We start from the raw sequence: 15,196 nt of genomic DNA, 5'->3' as shown, positions 1-15,196 counted from the left end.
CGCCATATAACTTATGCCCCTTTTCTTCATTGAAAGATCGTGTAACCAACACGTTTCCCACCTGCTCACACTGGGCAGACACGTTCACTTGTGCGCTTCTTGTCACACTTACGAGGCGTGGATACTGGCTGCCGATCTTCGAGCAGCCCAGGGGGGCACAACATGACCGGTTCGAACTCCCGACGCTCCGTCCTCAGATCAGCCGTCGCGGTGGGCGGTATCGCCCTGTCCGCCACAGCGGTCTCCGCCGGCGACGCCGCCGCCGTGGCGGCGGCGGCGGATGCGGGGTGGGTGAACGTCAAGGACCACGGCGCCAAGGGAGATGGCGCCACCGACGACACCGTGGCGCTCCAGGCGGCGCTGGACGCCTGTCAGCCGGGGAATGTCACCGTCCTTCCTGCGGGGGTGTACCGGACGAGCGCTCCCCTGCGCATAGGCCCGTACGTGACCCTGCAGGGCTCGCATGCCGGCGGCGAGGGCCAGCCCGGCGCCCGGAACCCGGTGGTGGGCATCCGCCCCCTCCCGTCGTTCACGGGAAACGCCGTCGTGGAGATCCTGGACCAGCAGCTGGGGGGCTATTCCGTCCAGGCCAACGCGCAGCGCATCTTCTCCCTGTCCATCGACGGCTCCGACCTGCCCCGCGACGGAGCCGAGATCGACGGCATCCGCGCGACCGGGCAGATCCAGCACCTTCAGCTCCGGGACGTGCACGTCCGCGCCGTCACCGGCATCGGGATCAACACCTGGTACAACTTCAACGCCACGGGCGGCCCCCAGGCACCGTTCTGCCTGCACTACGACCGCGTCTCCGTACTGTGGACCGGCTCCCACGGCATCGTGCTGAACAACTCCACCGACTCCGTCTTCCACGACGTGTACGTACTAGGAGTCGGGGGCTGCGGCTGGTGGATGTCGGGTGCGGGCAACTCCTCTTTCACCAGTTGCCGCGCGGAGTGGTCCGCGCTGCACGGATTCGACATCGAGTCCGTGCCTGGGGTGATCAAGATGGTCGCGTGCTCCACCGACCGGAACGGCTGGAACGGCATGTACGTCCACGCGACGGACACGACCGGAGTCCTTCTGCTGTCGGCCACGAACCTCACCCGGGACGGCAAGAACAAGGGCGCCGGTGGCGGCGGGTACGCCGGGCTGGGCGTCGCCGGCTCCCAGTGCAAGGTCATGGCCGACGGCCTGGTCGTCCTCACGGGCAAGGACGACGACGGAACAGGGGTGGCGAGTCCCCAGTACGGCGTGCGGGCCGACAACTCGGCCTACGTGGTGGTCAACTCAGGCCATCTCCAAGGAGTCTCGTCCCCCTGGCGGGACGGCACCGGCAACACCAAGTTCGTGAAGGGGACCCTCGTGGGTGTCGGCTGACGGAACGGGTCACCGCCGGGAGCAGCCGTTCAGCACCGGCCCGCTCCCGGCAACGACCGCCTGTTCCGCACAACCGAGCCGGATGACGATCCCGATGCGAAGTACGCCCCCTTGGTGCGCAATCAGGTCGGCTGATGATAAGAACAACCACTCAGTCTTCACGCTTGTGCCGTACCTGTGACCGTTCCGGGCGCGGACGCCAGAGGGGGGTCCCGATTTGCCCGGGTTTTCGATGCCCGCACGCGGTGGCCGTCACCGCAGCCGGCGGCGCACATGGCTGCTCTCCGTCGTGGCCGTGGCCACCGCGGCACTTATCGGCACGACGATCGGCCTGGTGGCGTCCTCGGCCCAGGCCGACCAGACCACCCAGGGCGTCGACAACCTGCGCACCAACTGGGACCAGAGCGAGTCAGGGCTCTCCCCGGCAGCTGTCCAGTCGTCCGCCTTCGGCCGGCTCTTCGCCACCAAACTGGACGGGCAGATATACGCTCAGCCGCTGGTGCTGGGCGACCAGGTGATCGCGGTCACCGAGAGCAACACCCTGTACGGCCTCGACCGCACGACCGGCGCGATCGAGTGGAGCAAGAACTACGGACCGGCGTGGCCGGCCTCCGCGATCGGCTGCGGAGACCTGGTGCCCAACGTGGGCGCTACCGCGACCCCCGTCTACGACTCCGCCACCGGCTCCCTCTACTTCACCACCAAGGTCGACGACGGCACCGCCACGCACCGCCACCCGAAGTGGCTGATGCACGCGGTGGACCCGGCCTCCGGAGCCGAGCGCGCCGGGTGGCCGGTCACCATCGCCGGAAGCCCCGTCAACGACCCGGGCAACGCGTTCGACGCCTACTACGAACAGCAGCGCCCCGGCCTGCTGTTGATGGACGGCGTCGTCTACGCGGGCTTCGGCGGCCACTGTGACGCGTGGCCGTACCGCGGCTATGTGGTCGGCGTGAGCACCACCGGACACAGCATCACCTCGATGTGGGCCTCGGTGACCGGTGCCAGCACGGGCGGCGCCGGCATCTGGCAGGGGGGCGGCGGCCTGGTCTCCGACGGTGCCGGCCGGATCTTCTTCAGCACCGGGAACGGCATCAGCCCGGCGCCCGGGCCGGGGAAGACCGTTCAGGGAACCCTGGCCGAGTCCGTCGTACGCCTCCAGGTCGGCGCGGACAACAGCCTCAGTACGGCCGACTTCTTCAGCCCGAGCGACGCCGCCACCCTCGACCTCAACGACCAGGACATCTCCTCGGGCGCCCCGATGGCGCTGCCGGACGGCTTCGGTACCGCCGAGCACCCCCATCTGCTGGTCCAGCAGGGCAAGGACGGCCGGGTGTTCCTGCTCGACCGCGACAACCTCGGCGGCATGGGGCAGGGCCCCCAGGGTGGCGACGCCGCGGTGAGCAAGTCCGGCCCCTACCAGGGCATGTGGGGACACCCCGCGTTCTGGGGCGGCGACGGCGGCTATGTCTACGTCGTCGGCAACCAGGGACCGCTGCGCGCGCTCAAGTACGGCGTGCGCAACGGCGGTACCCCCGCGCTCACCCTCACCGGCCAGAGCCAGGACACGTTCGGCTACACCAGCGGATCTCCCCTGGTCACGTCCGACGGCACGGACGAGTCCAGTGCCCTGGTGTGGATGACCTCCGCGAGCAACGCCTCCGGCGCCGACGGCACCCTGCGCGCCTACAGCCCCACTCCCGACGGCAACGGCCATCTCCAGTTGCTGTGGTCGGCACCGATCGGCACCGCGACGAAGTTCAGCACGCCGACCGCGGAGCGCGGCAAGGTGTACGTCGGCACCCGGGACGGTGTGCTCTACGGCTTCGGCAGCCCGGCCAGGACGGCTCTGACCGCGGCCTCGCTGGACTTCGGCCAGGTCGGCCTGGGCGGCAGCAGTTCGGCCGACATGAAGCTGACCGCCACGCAGGACGTCAGCATCACCGGGCTCAAAGCCTCCGGCGCGTTCTCGGTCGACCCGTCCGCCGTACCCACCCCCGAGCAGCCCACGGCGCTGGCGACGGACGCCACCCTGGACGTACCGATCAGCTTCGCCCCCACCGCCACCGGCGGCATCAACGGCACGCTGACCGCGAACCTGTCCGACGGCCAGAAGCTGGTCTTCGCCCTCCACGGCGTCGGCACCAGGCCCGGCCTCGGGGCGGCCCCCGCCGCCCTTGACTTCGGAGAAGTGCCCACCGGGAGCACCTCGACGCTGAACCTCCAGATCACCAACACAGGTACCGCACCGGAGACCATCGACTCGGTCGACTCGCCTGGCGGCGCCTTCTCCACCTCGGGGCTGCCGAACGCGGGCACGGTCGTACCCGCCGGTGGCTCCTTCGTTCTCTCGGTCACCTACACGCCGACCGGCGACCAGGTCGACAGCGACGCGCTCGTGGTCAGCAGCAGCGGCGGCGGCGGCACGCACACGCTGAGCGTGCCGGTCAGCGCGACGGCCATCTCGGGGCAGGGACACCTGGAGTTCTCCCCGAGCTCCCTGGACTTCGGGCAGGTGCCGATCGGGAGCTCGAAATCGCTGTCGTTCACCATCACCAACACGGGCAACATCCCGGTGACGGTGACCAAGGCCAAGGCGCCCACGGGTGACTTCAACAGCCCGGTGCAGCTCTCGGAGGGCCTGATCATCGGTCCCGAGCAGACGGCCGTGCAAAGCGTGACGTTCACTCCCCGTTCCGCTGCGGATCTGAGCGCCTCCTACGAGGTCACCGGCACCGGGACCGACACGAACGGCAACGCCCAGGGCGCCATGTACGTGCAGGTCAAGGGCACCGGCACCGGCACCGCCACGACCACGTCGACCGCCGACGGACTGTGGCAGACCAACGGCTCGGCGGTGCCGTCCGACGGCGGCGGCGTCCAGCTGACCCCGGCCACCAGCAACCAGGCGGGCACGGCTGTGTACACCAAGCCGTTGCGGACCGACGGTCTGCGGGCCACCTTCACCACGAAGTTCGGTCCCGGCAGCGGCGGGAAGGGCATGACGCTCTCTCTCCTCGACCCGGCCCAGAACTCCGCCTCGGCGCTGGGCGGGACCGGTGACAGCCTCGGCATCGCGGGGCGGCCGGGCACCGTGATCGCGCTCGCCACCAGTTGGAACAACACGCTCAAGGCACAGAACTTCGTGGGCGTCGGCCGCAGTTCGGCGGGCTCATCGGTGATCGACTACCAGTCGGTGGCCCGACTCGGCACCTCACTGCGCCAGGGCACGCATCAGGTCGACATACAGGTGGCCGTCGGCCACCTGTATGTCTGGATCGACGGGACGCAGGTGATGGACGCGACACCGACGCTGACATCCACCTCGCTCCTCGCCCTGTCCGGTGCTACCGCCGACGTTGCCGACGTGCAAACGGTGAGCGGTCCGGTCGTCAGCGAGGCGCCACCGCCCCCGCCGCCGAAGGCGGCCACCTCGCTCCATCTCACCGCCCCGAGCACGGGTGTCCCGGGCCGGCCGCTGACCCTCAACGGCACGCTGGACTCGACCTCGGCACTGGCCGCGGGCCAGGTCGTCCACCTCACGAGGAACGGAACGGCACTGCCCGATGTGACGACCGCGGCGGACGGCTCCTTCACGTTCGCCGACACCCCGCCGGCGGAAGCCACTTACACGTACGCCGCGAGCTACGCGGGGGACGCCACCCACGAGGCGGCGAGTGCCACCGGCCTCGTCCAGGTCGCCAAGCTGCCCACCTCGGTCACCCTGACGGCTCCGGCCACGGCCGGCCGGGCCGGCGCGCTGACCGTGTCCGGCAAGCTCTCCGGCGCGCCCTTCATCGCCGGTGAGGTCGTCAAGGTGACGAAGACCGACCTCGCGCACGCATCCGGTGTCTCACTCGCCGACGCGAAGGTCGCCACGGACGGTTCGTTCAAGTTCACGGACACCCCGCAGATCGGCGGCGCCAACACCTACAAGGTGTCCTACGGCGGCGACGTCTCGCACAAGTCCGGCAGCAGCACCGCCACCGTCCAGGTGTCCCGGGCCTCGACGTCCCTGACCATCACCACGGACCACTCGACGTACACCTACGGCCAGTCCGCGAAGATCACCGCGCACCTCGGTACGACCTACAACAGTCGTACGGTGTCGATCTACGCTCAGCCGTACAGCGGAACGAAGGTCCTGGTGAAGTCCGGGACGGTGGACTCGCACGGCAATCTGGCGGCGTCCTACAAGCTCACCCGCAACACCACGTTCAGCGCGGTGTTCGCGGGCGACTACCGGTACGCCCCGAAGACCGCCGCCCGCGCCGTGCACTCCTATGCGGGGGTCGCGGAGAAGCTGTCCGGCTACTACACGAGCACGCACTACGGAAGCACCCTCTACCGGGTGTACCACCGCACCGCCAAGGAGCGGCTCGGCGTCACCGTCTCGCCCAAGAAGGCCGGCCAGTGCGTCCTCTACCGCGTACAGCGGTACTACAGCGGCGCCTGGCACACGCAGAGCACCTCGCCCTGCTCGGCCCTCACCTCCACCAGCACCGGCCACCAGCAGATGTCCCTCACCAACGGCGTCAACAACAGGTACCGCGTGGCCGCGCAGTACGTCCACAGCAGCCGGGACAACACCAACCTCAGCACCTGGGGGGCCTGGCAGTACTTCACCGTCAGGCAGTGAGCACGACTGCGACCCGGCTGAACAGCCCCGCCCTCGGACAACGCGCCAGGGCGGGGCGCCTCACTCTCCGGTCCTCCGCCAGCAGCCGGTTCAGCGCCCGGCCGCCGGCAACGACCGCCTGTTCCGCGCCTCCTTGTTGCGCGCCGCCAGCAACTCGTCCGCCGGATACCCGACTTCCTCGAGCGTCAGGCCGTGCGGCCGTACGACATGGACGGCGCTGTCGCGGACACCCGCGTCCAGCACCTTCCGCGGCCACTCCACGCCCCGGTGCCCGTCCCCCACGAACAGCAGGGCACCCACCATCGACCTCACCTGGTTGTGGCAGAAGGCGTCGGCCCGGACCTCGATCTCGACGACACCGTCCGGCAGCCGCCGCACCCCGAAGTCCAGGATCTCGCGGATCGTCGTCGCGCCCTCACGCTTCTTCGCGTACGCCGCGAAGTCGTGCTCCCCGACGAGGGACTTGGCGGCGGCGTCCATGACGGCGACGTCCAACTCCCAGTCGTGCCACAGCACATGGTTGCGCAGCAGCGGATCCACGCCACCGGGCCGGTCCCCCACCCGGTAGACGTACCGCCGCCACAGAGCGGCGAAGCGCGCGTTGAAGCCGGCCGGAGCCTCCCGCAAGGACCAGACCCGCACATCCTTCGCCAACCGCCCCGCCAGGCGCTTCAGCAGCTTCTCCTGATGCTCCCCCCACAGCGCCTCCGGCAGATCCACGTGCGCCACCTGCCCCCGCGCATGCACCCCGGCATCCGTCCGCCCGGCCACGGTCAGCTCGTACGTCACGTCCTTCGACCGCGTCACCGTCCGCAGCGCGTCCTCGATCTCACCCTGTACGGTCCGCCGTCCCCCGGCCTGCTTGGCCCACCCGGAGAAGTCGGTTCCGTCGTAGGAGAGGTCGAGGCGGACACGGACACAACCGGGCTGTACTTCGTCGCTCACCCCTGGATCCTCTCAGGAACGCGGGACGGGCCCGCCCCGAGGGGGCGGGCCCGCACGACCGGAGGCGCCGACGATCAGGCTCGGCCCTTCGGGTTCAGCACGATGGCGCCGGAGTCGTTCGCCGGATTGCCCTCGTTCGGCATCGTGTACGCGAAGAACGCCCGGCCGGTGGCGTTCTTGATCACCTCGTCGACGCGCAGGCCGAAGGTGAAGGTGCGGGAGGCGTCCTCCAGGATCGGGGTGTCGATGTCGCAGAGGTAGTCGCCCTCGGCGCCCTCCCAGCCGGCGGGACGGCAGGCCTCGGGAACCGTGGTGGCCGTGGTCCCGGGGGGAAGGTCCACCCAGAAGGAGATCGGCTCGCCGCCGGAGCGGAGCAGGGCCAGCCAGGCGGGCCCGTGGTTGGCGAAGCCGACGTCCACCGACACCGTCTGCCCCTTGCGGGCCCGCAGCCGCTCACCGGTCAGGTCGAGGTCGAAGGTGTTCTTCGTCGGGAAGTCCATCTCCGCGTACTGCGTGTAGCCCGACGGATCGGCGTCCGGCTGCCGCACCAGCCCCAGCTCCGGCCCGGTACCCGGCTGGTAGTCGCCCGCGGCCAGCAGGTCGGCGACCTTGTCGGCGGGCACCGCGCTGAAGGAGTACGACATCGAGTCGTAGAGCGCGAAGCCGGCCGTCCCGATCGGGAAGGGGGCGCTCAGCCCGTAGGCCGCCCCCGCCGCGAACTCGCTGTCGAAGACGCACAGTGCCGTGGACCACCCGCGCAGATCATCGGGGTCACGCGGGTCGTACCAGCAGTTGCCGAAGGTGCTCGGGAAGGAGAGGCCCCGGGTGCCGGAGACCCGCAGCACGACGCCCTTGCCGCCCAGGCCGCCCTGGTTGCGGAAGCTCAGCGGTGCCTGGAAGGTGTCGCCGGCCCGGAAGCCCTCGGGCTCGGTCAGCTGCTTCATCCGCAGCTCGGGACCGCCGACCAGGACGTCCACCGTGTGCCCGGTGAAGGCCAGCCCTTCGCCCGCGGCGGTGACGGAGATGGTGCCGAAGTCGCCCGCGGCACTCTCGTCGGTCACGTCGAGACGGATGCCACCGAGGTCGTTGTAGTCCTGGCCGGCGTAGATCTCGGACCGGCTGCAGGTGGCGACCAGCCCGTCGACGGAGCAGCCCTGCCAGCCGCCGAGGCCGGAGAAGTCCACCGCGGCGACCCCGGCCAGGGAGCTTGCGTCCACGGTGACCGTGTACTCGCCGTTGTGGATCGGCCAGATGACTCCGTCATCGTCCGGTACGGCCTCGCCGGGCGCCCGGAGTCCGAGTTCGATCTGCGGCTCGCCCGGTTCACCGGGTTCGCCGGCCTCAGGCTGCAGCGAGAGGTTCACGCTGTCGGGCCCGGTGACGGAGACCGCCAGTGGTTCCTCCTGGGCGGCGGCCGGAACGGCGAGCGCCGTACCGGCCAGTGCGGCCAGCGCTAAGGCGGAGATGGTGCGCCGCACAGCGGCGAGAGACGTCATGGGACCCCCGTAAGTCAGACATCTGGCGCGCCCCCGGATCGGCGACGCGTATGCATGACCTATGAGCCCGCTGTGAGGTTGCCCTCCCACTCGCGTCCGCGCAACGCGAACGGGCCCGCCCCCCAAAGGGGCGGGCCCGTCACAACGCGAGAACGTCACAACGCCACGAGAGCGTCAGGCGTCCTTCGACTCCTCGGCCGGAGCCTCGGTGGCGTCCTCAGCCTCGTCGGCCTTGGTCGTGTCGACCTTGGTCTCCTCGGCAGCCGGAGCAGCCTCGGCGTCCTTGGCGGCACGCTTGGTGGCGGCCTCGGCCTCACCCGTCGCGGCCTGCGCGACCGTCAGCGCCTCGACCAGCTCGATGACGGCCATGGGCGCGTTGTCGCCACGGCGGTTACCGATCTTGGTGATGCGGGTGTAGCCACCGGGGCGGTTCTCGTAGCGCGGGCCGATCTCGGTGAAGAGCGTGTGGACGATGCTCTTGTCCGTGATCACCTGAAGCACCTGACGGCGGTTGTGAAGGTCGCCCTTCTTGCCCTTGGTGATCAGACGCTCGGCGTACGGACGCAGCTTGCGCGCCTTCGCCTCGGTGGTGGTGATACGGCCGTGCTCGAAGAGGCTCTTCGCGAGGTTCGCGAGAAGCAGCTTCTCGTGCGCGGCGCTGCCGCCCAGACGGGCACCCTTGGTGGGCTTCGGCATGGTGTCTCTCCTAGGTGTCTGCCCCGGCCGTATCAGGTACCGGGGTCAGTATCCGAGCAAGCGGGTGCTAGTCGGAGATCCGGGAGCAGCCCCGAAGGAGCGCTCCCGGAAGGGGCGCGGGGAACTGCGCGATCAAGCACAGCGCTCCCGCACCCAAGAACGGACCGGATGGCCCGAGCTCTTAGTACTGCTCGGTCTCGACGAACCCGGCGTCTGCATCGTCGTCCGCGCCGAAGGCATCCGCGGCGGCGGTCGGGTCGAATCCGGGCGGGCTGTCCTTGAGGGCCAGGCCCATGCCGGCCAGCTTCGCCTTGACCTCGTCGATGGACTTCGCACCGAAGTTGCGGATGTCCAGGAGGTCGGCCTCGGAGCGGGCGACGAGCTCACCCACGGAGTGGATGCCCTCACGCTTGAGGCAGTTGTACGACCGAACGGTGAGCTCGAGCTCCTCGATCGGCAGGGCGAGATCAGCGGCAAGGGCGGCGTCCGTGGGGGACGGGCCCATGTCGATGCCCTCGGCGTCGATGTTCAGCTCGCGGGCGAGACCGAACAGCTCGACCAGGGTCTTACCGGCGGAGGCCATGGCGTCACGGGGACGCATCGCCTGCTTGGTCTCGACGTCGACGATCAGCTTGTCGAAGTCGGTGCGCTGCTCGACACGGGTCGCCTCGACCTTGTACGTGACCTTCAGCACGGGGCTGTAGATGGAGTCGACCGGGATACGGCCGATCTCCTGGCCCACCTGCTTGTTCTGCACGGCGGAGACGTAACCGCGGCCACGCTCGACCGTGAGCTCCATCTCCAGCTTGCCCTTGCCGTTGAGCGTGGCGAGGACGAGGTCGGGGTTGTGCACCTCGACACCGGCCGGGGGCGCGATGTCGGCGGCGGTGACCAGACCCGGGCCCTGCTTGCGCAGGTACATCACGACCGGCTCGTCGTGCTCCGAGGAGACGACCAGCTGCTTGATGTTGAGGATCAGGTCGGTGACGTCCTCCTTGACGCCCGGCACGGTGGTGAACTCGTGCAGAACGCCGTCGATACGGATGCTGGTGACAGCAGCGCCGGGGATCGACGAGAGGAGGGTGCGGCGGAGGGAGTTGCCGAGGGTGTAGCCGAAGCCCGGCTCCAGCGGCTCGATCACGAACCGGGAGCGGAATTCGTCGACGACCTCTTCGGTCAGTGACGGACGCTGAGCAATCAGCATGAGTGGATCAGATCCTTCTTTCGTGGACGCCCGCTATTTGACGCCCGACGGACCGCACCCGGTGAAAAGTGCGGGTACTGCAAGGGTACGGGCGGTACCGCCCCGAAGAGCCGTACCGCCCGCGACCTCAAGACAACCTGGCCTCAGACGCGGCGGCGCTTGGGCGGACGGCAGCCGTACTGCGACATGTGGGGGACGACCCCCACACCCCCAGCCGACCGACCGCAGCCAAGGCCTGCGCCAGACGCGGCCCGCGTCAGACGCGGCGGCGCTTGGGCGGACGGCAGCCGTTGTGCGGAGTGGGCGTGACGTCCTGGATCGAGCCGACCTCGAGGCCGGTGGCCTGGAGGGAGCGGATCGCGGTCTCACGGCCGGAGCCGGGACCCTTGACGAACACGTCCACCTTGCGCATGCCGTGCTCCTGCGCGCGGCGGGCGGCCGACTCGGCGGCCATCTGCGCGGCGAAGGGGGTGGACTTGCGCGAGCCCTTGAAGCCGACGTGGCCGGCGGAGGCCCAGGAGATCACGTTGCCCGAGGGGTCCGTGATCGAGACGATGGTGTTGTTGAACGTGCTCTTGATGTGCGCGTGGCCGTGAGCGACGTTCTTCTTTTCCTTGCGGCGCACCTTCTTGGCAGCGCCCTGACGACCCTTGGGGGGCATCTACTTCTCCTACGGGGAGGTGGTCGGTCCTACAGCGAAGACCGCTGATGAAGCGTTGTCCGCTGAGGACTACTTCTTGCCCGGCTTCTTCTTGCCGGCGATGGCGCGACGCGGGCCCTTGCGGGTACGAGCGTTCGTGCTGGTGCGCTGACCACGGACGGGCAGACCACGGCGGTGCCGCAGGCCCTGGTAGCAGCCGATCTCGACCTTGCGGCGGATGTCGGCCTGGACCTCGCGGCGGAGGTCACCCTCGGTCTTGAAGTTGTTGTCGACGTACTCACGAATCGCGACGAGCTGCTCCTCGGAGAGGTCGCGAACGCGGGTGTCCGGGTCGATGCCGGTCTCGGCCAGCGTCAGCTGGGACAGAGTACGGCCGATACCGAACACGTAGGTCAGGGCGACCTCCACGCGCTTTTCGCGCGGGATGTCAACACCGGAAACGCGTGCCATTCAATGGCTCCTGGTGATCTTCGGAGGTCTTCCGCAGAACCGGCTCCCAGCCGCCGTACCAGGTACGAACTGGGTCCCCGGCCTCCGAACCGGGGGTGTCAGACGAAGTACGTCTGGGCTCTGCGTATGAACATGTTCAACTTGCGTCGCGCGAAACTCTGCGAGAGCAGAGGGTCGGTCGTGCGTCAGCCCTGGCGCTGCTTGTGGCGCGGGTTCTCGCAAATGACCATGACCCGACCGTGACGGCGGATCACCCTGCACTTGTCGCAGATCTTCTTGACGCTCGGCTTGACCTTCATGGGATTGAGGTTCTCCGGGTCAGTGCCACCACCCCGCCGCAGCGGGATGCGGGCAAGATCTACTTGTACCGGTAGACGATCCGGCCACGCGTCAGGTCGTACGGAGACAGCTCCACCACGACCCGGTCGTCAGGGAGGATACGGATGTAGTGCATACGCATCTTTCCGCTGATGTGAGCCAGGACCTGGTGGCCGTTCTGGAGCTCGACCTTGAACATGGCGTTCGGAAGAGACTCGACGACAGTGCCCTCGATCTCGATGGCACCTTGCTTCTTGGCCACGCTTCGCCCTTCGAATCGACTACCTTGATCGACTCTCCTGCCTTTCCCCTGAGGGGCGCATGCGGACATGCGGGTGCACGAGAGCCGACGAGTCAGTCTACGTCAGGCCCCTCCGAAAGACGAATCGAGGAAGGATGCCCGGGAACGTAGATCATTAAGCGAGCGGATCGGGAGCGGCCGTGACCCCGTGTTCGGCCAGCTTCGCCCGGCCGCCGTCGGGAGCCGTGAGCACCAGCGGCCCGTCGTCCGTCAGCGCCACCGAGTGCTCCCAGTGCGACGACCAGGTGCCGTCCGTCGTGATGACCGTCCAGTCGTCCGACAGGACCTCCGTCCTCGGCGTGCCCAGGGACACCATCGGCTCGATCGCCAGGCAGAACCCGGTGACCAGCTTCGGCCCCTTCCCCCGGCGCCGGTCGACGTAGTTCAGCAGGTGCGGGTCCATGTGCATCTCGGTGCCGATGCCGTGACCGCCGTAGTCCTCGATGATCCCGTAACGGCCGCCGCCCGGCTTCGGCTGGCGGCGGATGTACGTCTCGACGGCCCGGGAGACGTCGACGAGCCGGTTGCCCTGCTTCATCGCCGCGATGCCGGCCCACATGGACTCCTCGGTCACCCGCGAGAGCTCGAGGAGCTCCGGGGCGTGGCCCGAGCCCACGAAGGCCGTGTAGGCCGCGTCGCCGTGCCAGCCGTCGATGATCGCGCCGCAGTCGATGGAGATGATGTCGCCGTCCTTGAGGACGACCTCGTCGGACGGGATGCCGTGGACGACGACCTCGTTCACGGAGGTGCAGATCGTCGCCGGGAAACCGCCGTATCCCAGGAAGTTCGGCTTCGCGTCGTGCTCCGCGAGCACCTTGCGCGCGACCTGGTCGAGATCCCTGGTCGTGGCCCCGGGCACCGCGGCCTCTCGGGTCGCCGCGTGGATGGCGGCGACGACCAGTCCCGCCTCGCGCATCTTGGCGATCTGCTCGGGGGTCTTGATCTGCACCATGCGGCGGGAGCCTTTCTGGAACCGGGAAACTGGCAGGGGACGGGTGCTTCAACGATACGTGCACCCACACAGCAGCCGCGGCCCCCTCGGAAGGGAACCGCGGCTGTCGTACTCGGAAAAACCGCTATGCGGCGTCGCCCTCGTGCTGGAGCGCCTCCATGGCGCGGCCGGTGACGTCCTCCACCTTGCCGAGCGCCGAGATCGTGACCACCAGGCCCTGGGCCTTGTAGTAGTCGATGATCGGCTCGGTCTGGGTGTGGTAGACCTCCAGGCGCTTGCGGACCGTCTCCTCGGAGTCGTCGTCCCGCTGGTACAGCTCGCCGGCGCAGACGTCACAGACGCCGTCCTGCTTGGGCGCCTTGTACGAGACGTGGAAGACGTGCGCCGAGTCGTTGCGGCAGATGCGGCGGCCGGCGATGCGCTTGACGACCTCCTCCTCGGGTACCTCGAGGTCCAGCACCGCGTCCAGCTTCATGCCCTCGTGCTGCAGCATCTCGTCGAGCGACTCGGCCTGCGAGACGTTCCGCGGGAAGCCGTCGAGCAGGAAGCCGTTCTCGGCGTCGGGCTGCTCCATGCGGTCCTTGGCCATCCCGATGGTGACCTCGTCCGGAACCAGGTTGCCCGCGTCCATGTAGGACTTCGCGAGTTTGCCGAGGTCCGTCTGCCGGCTGATGTTGGCGCGGAACAGGTCGCCCGTGGAGATGTGCGGGATCGACAGGTTCTGGGCGAGGAACGCGGCCTGCGTTCCCTTACCGGCGCCCGGCGGCCCGACGAGGACGATACGCATCAGCGGAGGAACCCTTCGTAATTGCGCTGCTGGAGCTGGCTCTCGATCTGCTTCACCGTCTCGAGGCCCACACCCACGATGATCAGGATGCTTGTCCCACCGAACGGGAAGTTCTGGCTTGCCCCGAAGCCAACCAACGCCATCGTCGGTACGAGTGCGATCAGACCCAAGTACAGCGAACCCGGCCAGGTGATCCGGTTGAGTACGTACGACAGGTACTCAGCGGTCGGTCGGCCAGCCCGGATGCCCGGGATGAAGCCACCATACTTCTTCATGTTGTCGGCGACTTCCTCGGGGTTGAAGGAGATCGCCACGTAGAAGAACGCGAAGAAAACGATGAGCAAGAAGTACGAAGCGATGTAAATCGGGTGATCACCCTTGGTCAGGTTCTGGGTGATCCAGTCCTTCCAGGCCGAGTTACCGCTCGAGAACTGTGCGACCAGCGCCGGGATGTACAGCAGCGACGACGCGAAGATGACCGGGATCACACCGGCCTGGTTGACCTTCAGCGGGATGTACGTCGACGTACCGCCGTAGGAACGACGGCCGATCATGCGCTTCGCGTACTGCACCGGGATACGGCGCTGGGCCTGCTCGACGAAGACCACCAGGCCGACCATGACCAGGCCGACCGCGATGACGGTGCCGAACTCGATCCAGCCGTCGGCCAGGGTGCCCTGCTTCTTGATGGCCCACAGGGCGGACGGGAAGGTGGCGGCGATCGAGATGAACATCAGGATCGACATGCCGTTGCCGATGCCGCGGTCGGTGATGAGCTCACCGAGCCACATGACGACGGCCGTACCGGCGGTCATCGTGATGACCATGACGATCGTGGTGAAGATCGCGCGGTCCGGGACGATGCTCGACGCGACGGTGCAGCCGGAGAAGAGAGCGCCGCTGCGGGCGGTGGCCACCAGGCCCGTGCCCTGCAGGATGGCGAGCGCCACCGTGAGATAACGGGTGTACTGCGTGATCTTCGCCGTACCGGCCTGGCCCTCCTTCTTGAGGGCTTCCAGGCGTGGGATCACCACGGTCAGCAGCTGCAGAATGATGCTCGCCGTGATGTACGGCATGATGCCGAGCGCGAAGATCGTGATCTGCAGCAGCGCGCCACCGCTGAACATGTTGACCAGACCGAAGAGTCCCTGGTTGCCGGACGCCTGGTCCACACACTCCTGGACGGACTTGTAGTCCACGCCAGGGATCGGGATGTGGGTACCCACGCGGTACACCACGATGATGGCGAGCGTGAAGAGCAGCTTCTTGCGCAGGTCGGGCGTCCTGAACGCCCGGGCGAACGCGGTGAGCACGGTGCCTCCTGCGACCCCCGCGCTACTGCGTCAAGGGTGACGGTCTTGAGGTTCGAC

Annotated in this window: 13 protein-coding genes; 2 read left to right on the top strand and 11 right to left on the bottom strand. The window is 68.3% G+C overall.

Translation table 11 applies throughout. The features are described from left to right. The first annotated feature begins 162 nt into the window (after positions 1-162). Both BFN33_RS27565 and BFN33_RS27560 read left to right on the top strand, forming a co-directional pair. Positions 163-1,377, top strand: coding sequence for a right-handed parallel beta-helix repeat-containing protein (locus BFN33_RS27565; protein ID WP_069762825.1), 1,215 nt, complete (start codon positions 163-165; stop codon positions 1,375-1,377). Between the two features lie 232 nt (positions 1,378-1,609). Beyond that, the gene (locus BFN33_RS27560; RefSeq protein WP_069762824.1) at positions 1,610-6,016 is read left to right on the top strand and encodes a choice-of-anchor D domain-containing protein; all 4,407 of its coding nucleotides are present in this window, start codon (positions 1,610-1,612) and stop codon (positions 6,014-6,016) included. 90 nt (positions 6,017-6,106) lie between these two features. Here BFN33_RS27560 and truA read toward each other — a convergent pair whose 3' ends face one another. The 11 genes from truA to secY all read right to left on the bottom strand — a co-directional run bounded on the left by truA (position 6,107) and on the right by secY (position 15,139). Further along, positions 6,107-6,961, bottom strand: a complete 855-nt coding sequence (gene truA, locus BFN33_RS27555) for a tRNA pseudouridine(38-40) synthase TruA (protein WP_069762823.1) — start codon at positions 6,959-6,961, stop codon at positions 6,107-6,109. A gap of 74 nt (positions 6,962-7,035) precedes the next feature. Next, on the bottom strand, positions 7,036-8,457 hold the full coding sequence (locus BFN33_RS27550) for a hypothetical protein (RefSeq protein ID WP_069762822.1): 1,422 nt from the start codon (positions 8,455-8,457) through the stop codon (positions 7,036-7,038). Between the two features lie 174 nt (positions 8,458-8,631). Then, a complete protein-coding gene (gene rplQ, locus BFN33_RS27545; RefSeq protein ID WP_069762821.1) occupies positions 8,632-9,153 on the bottom strand; it encodes a 50S ribosomal protein L17 in 522 nt (173 codons plus the stop codon). Positions 9,154-9,334: 181 nt separating this feature from the next. Next, positions 9,335-10,357: a DNA-directed RNA polymerase subunit alpha gene (locus BFN33_RS27540; RefSeq protein WP_003966937.1), complete on the bottom strand. Its 1,023-nt coding sequence runs from the start codon at positions 10,355-10,357 to the stop codon at positions 9,335-9,337. Between the two features lie 256 nt (positions 10,358-10,613). Further along, on the bottom strand, positions 10,614-11,018 hold the full coding sequence (gene rpsK, locus BFN33_RS27535; protein ID WP_003956432.1) for a 30S ribosomal protein S11: 405 nt from the start codon (positions 11,016-11,018) through the stop codon (positions 10,614-10,616). Between the two features lie 69 nt (positions 11,019-11,087). Continuing rightward, a complete protein-coding gene (rpsM, locus tag BFN33_RS27530) occupies positions 11,088-11,468 on the bottom strand; it encodes a 30S ribosomal protein S13 (RefSeq protein ID WP_057607907.1) in 381 nt (126 codons plus the stop codon). Between the two features lie 185 nt (positions 11,469-11,653). Continuing rightward, positions 11,654-11,767 (bottom strand): 50S ribosomal protein L36, encoded by a 114-nt coding sequence (gene rpmJ, locus BFN33_RS27525; protein WP_003998809.1) that lies wholly within the window; start codon positions 11,765-11,767, stop codon positions 11,654-11,656. A gap of 59 nt (positions 11,768-11,826) precedes the next feature. Next, entirely contained in the window at positions 11,827-12,048 is a 222-nt protein-coding gene (infA, locus tag BFN33_RS27520) for a translation initiation factor IF-1 (RefSeq protein ID WP_003948620.1), read from the bottom strand. A 154-nt stretch (positions 12,049-12,202) separates the two neighbouring features. Next, complete coding sequence (gene map / locus BFN33_RS27515; protein ID WP_069762820.1) at positions 12,203-13,039, bottom strand: type I methionyl aminopeptidase; 837 nt, start codon at positions 13,037-13,039, stop codon at positions 12,203-12,205. Positions 13,040-13,163: 124 nt separating this feature from the next. Beyond that, the gene (locus BFN33_RS27510; RefSeq protein ID WP_069762819.1) at positions 13,164-13,826 is read right to left on the bottom strand and encodes an adenylate kinase; all 663 of its coding nucleotides are present in this window, start codon (positions 13,824-13,826) and stop codon (positions 13,164-13,166) included. Beyond that, positions 13,826-15,139, bottom strand: a complete 1,314-nt coding sequence (secY, locus tag BFN33_RS27505) for a preprotein translocase subunit SecY (protein ID WP_069762818.1) — start codon at positions 15,137-15,139, stop codon at positions 13,826-13,828. Before secY ends, BFN33_RS27510 begins: the two co-directional genes overlap by 1 nt. Positions 15,140-15,196 lie beyond the last annotated feature (57 nt).

It is taken from the genome of Streptomyces sp. LUP47B, assembly GCF_001746295.1.
Classification (GTDB): Bacteria; Actinomycetota; Actinomycetes; order Streptomycetales; family Streptomycetaceae; genus Streptomyces.
The sequence above is the reverse complement of the archived record's forward strand: the minus strand, read 5'-3'. Positions and strand labels throughout refer to the sequence as shown.

Coding starts and splice junctions, on each gene's coding strand:
- BFN33_RS27560 (WP_069762824.1), top strand. CDS start 1,610: ATGCCCGCACGCGGTGGCCGTCACCGCAGCCGGCGGCGCACATGGCTG.
- BFN33_RS27550 (WP_069762822.1), bottom strand. CDS start 8,457: ATGACGTCTCTCGCCGCTGTGCGGCGCACCATCTCCGCCTTAGCGCTG.
- map (WP_069762820.1), bottom strand. CDS start 13,039: ATGGTGCAGATCAAGACCCCCGAGCAGATCGCCAAGATGCGCGAGGCG.
- BFN33_RS27540 (WP_003966937.1), bottom strand. CDS start 10,357: ATGCTGATTGCTCAGCGTCCGTCACTGACCGAAGAGGTCGTCGACGAA.
- rplQ (WP_069762821.1), bottom strand. CDS start 9,153: ATGCCGAAGCCCACCAAGGGTGCCCGTCTGGGCGGCAGCGCCGCGCAC.
- rpsM (WP_057607907.1), bottom strand. CDS start 11,468: ATGGCACGCGTTTCCGGTGTTGACATCCCGCGCGAAAAGCGCGTGGAG.
- rpmJ (WP_003998809.1), bottom strand. CDS start 11,767: ATGAAGGTCAAGCCGAGCGTCAAGAAGATCTGCGACAAGTGCAGGGTG.
- BFN33_RS27510 (WP_069762819.1), bottom strand. CDS start 13,826: ATGCGTATCGTCCTCGTCGGGCCGCCGGGCGCCGGTAAGGGAACGCAG.
- BFN33_RS27565 (WP_069762825.1), top strand. CDS start 163: ATGACCGGTTCGAACTCCCGACGCTCCGTCCTCAGATCAGCCGTCGCG.
- rpsK (WP_003956432.1), bottom strand. CDS start 11,018: ATGCCCCCCAAGGGTCGTCAGGGCGCTGCCAAGAAGGTGCGCCGCAAG.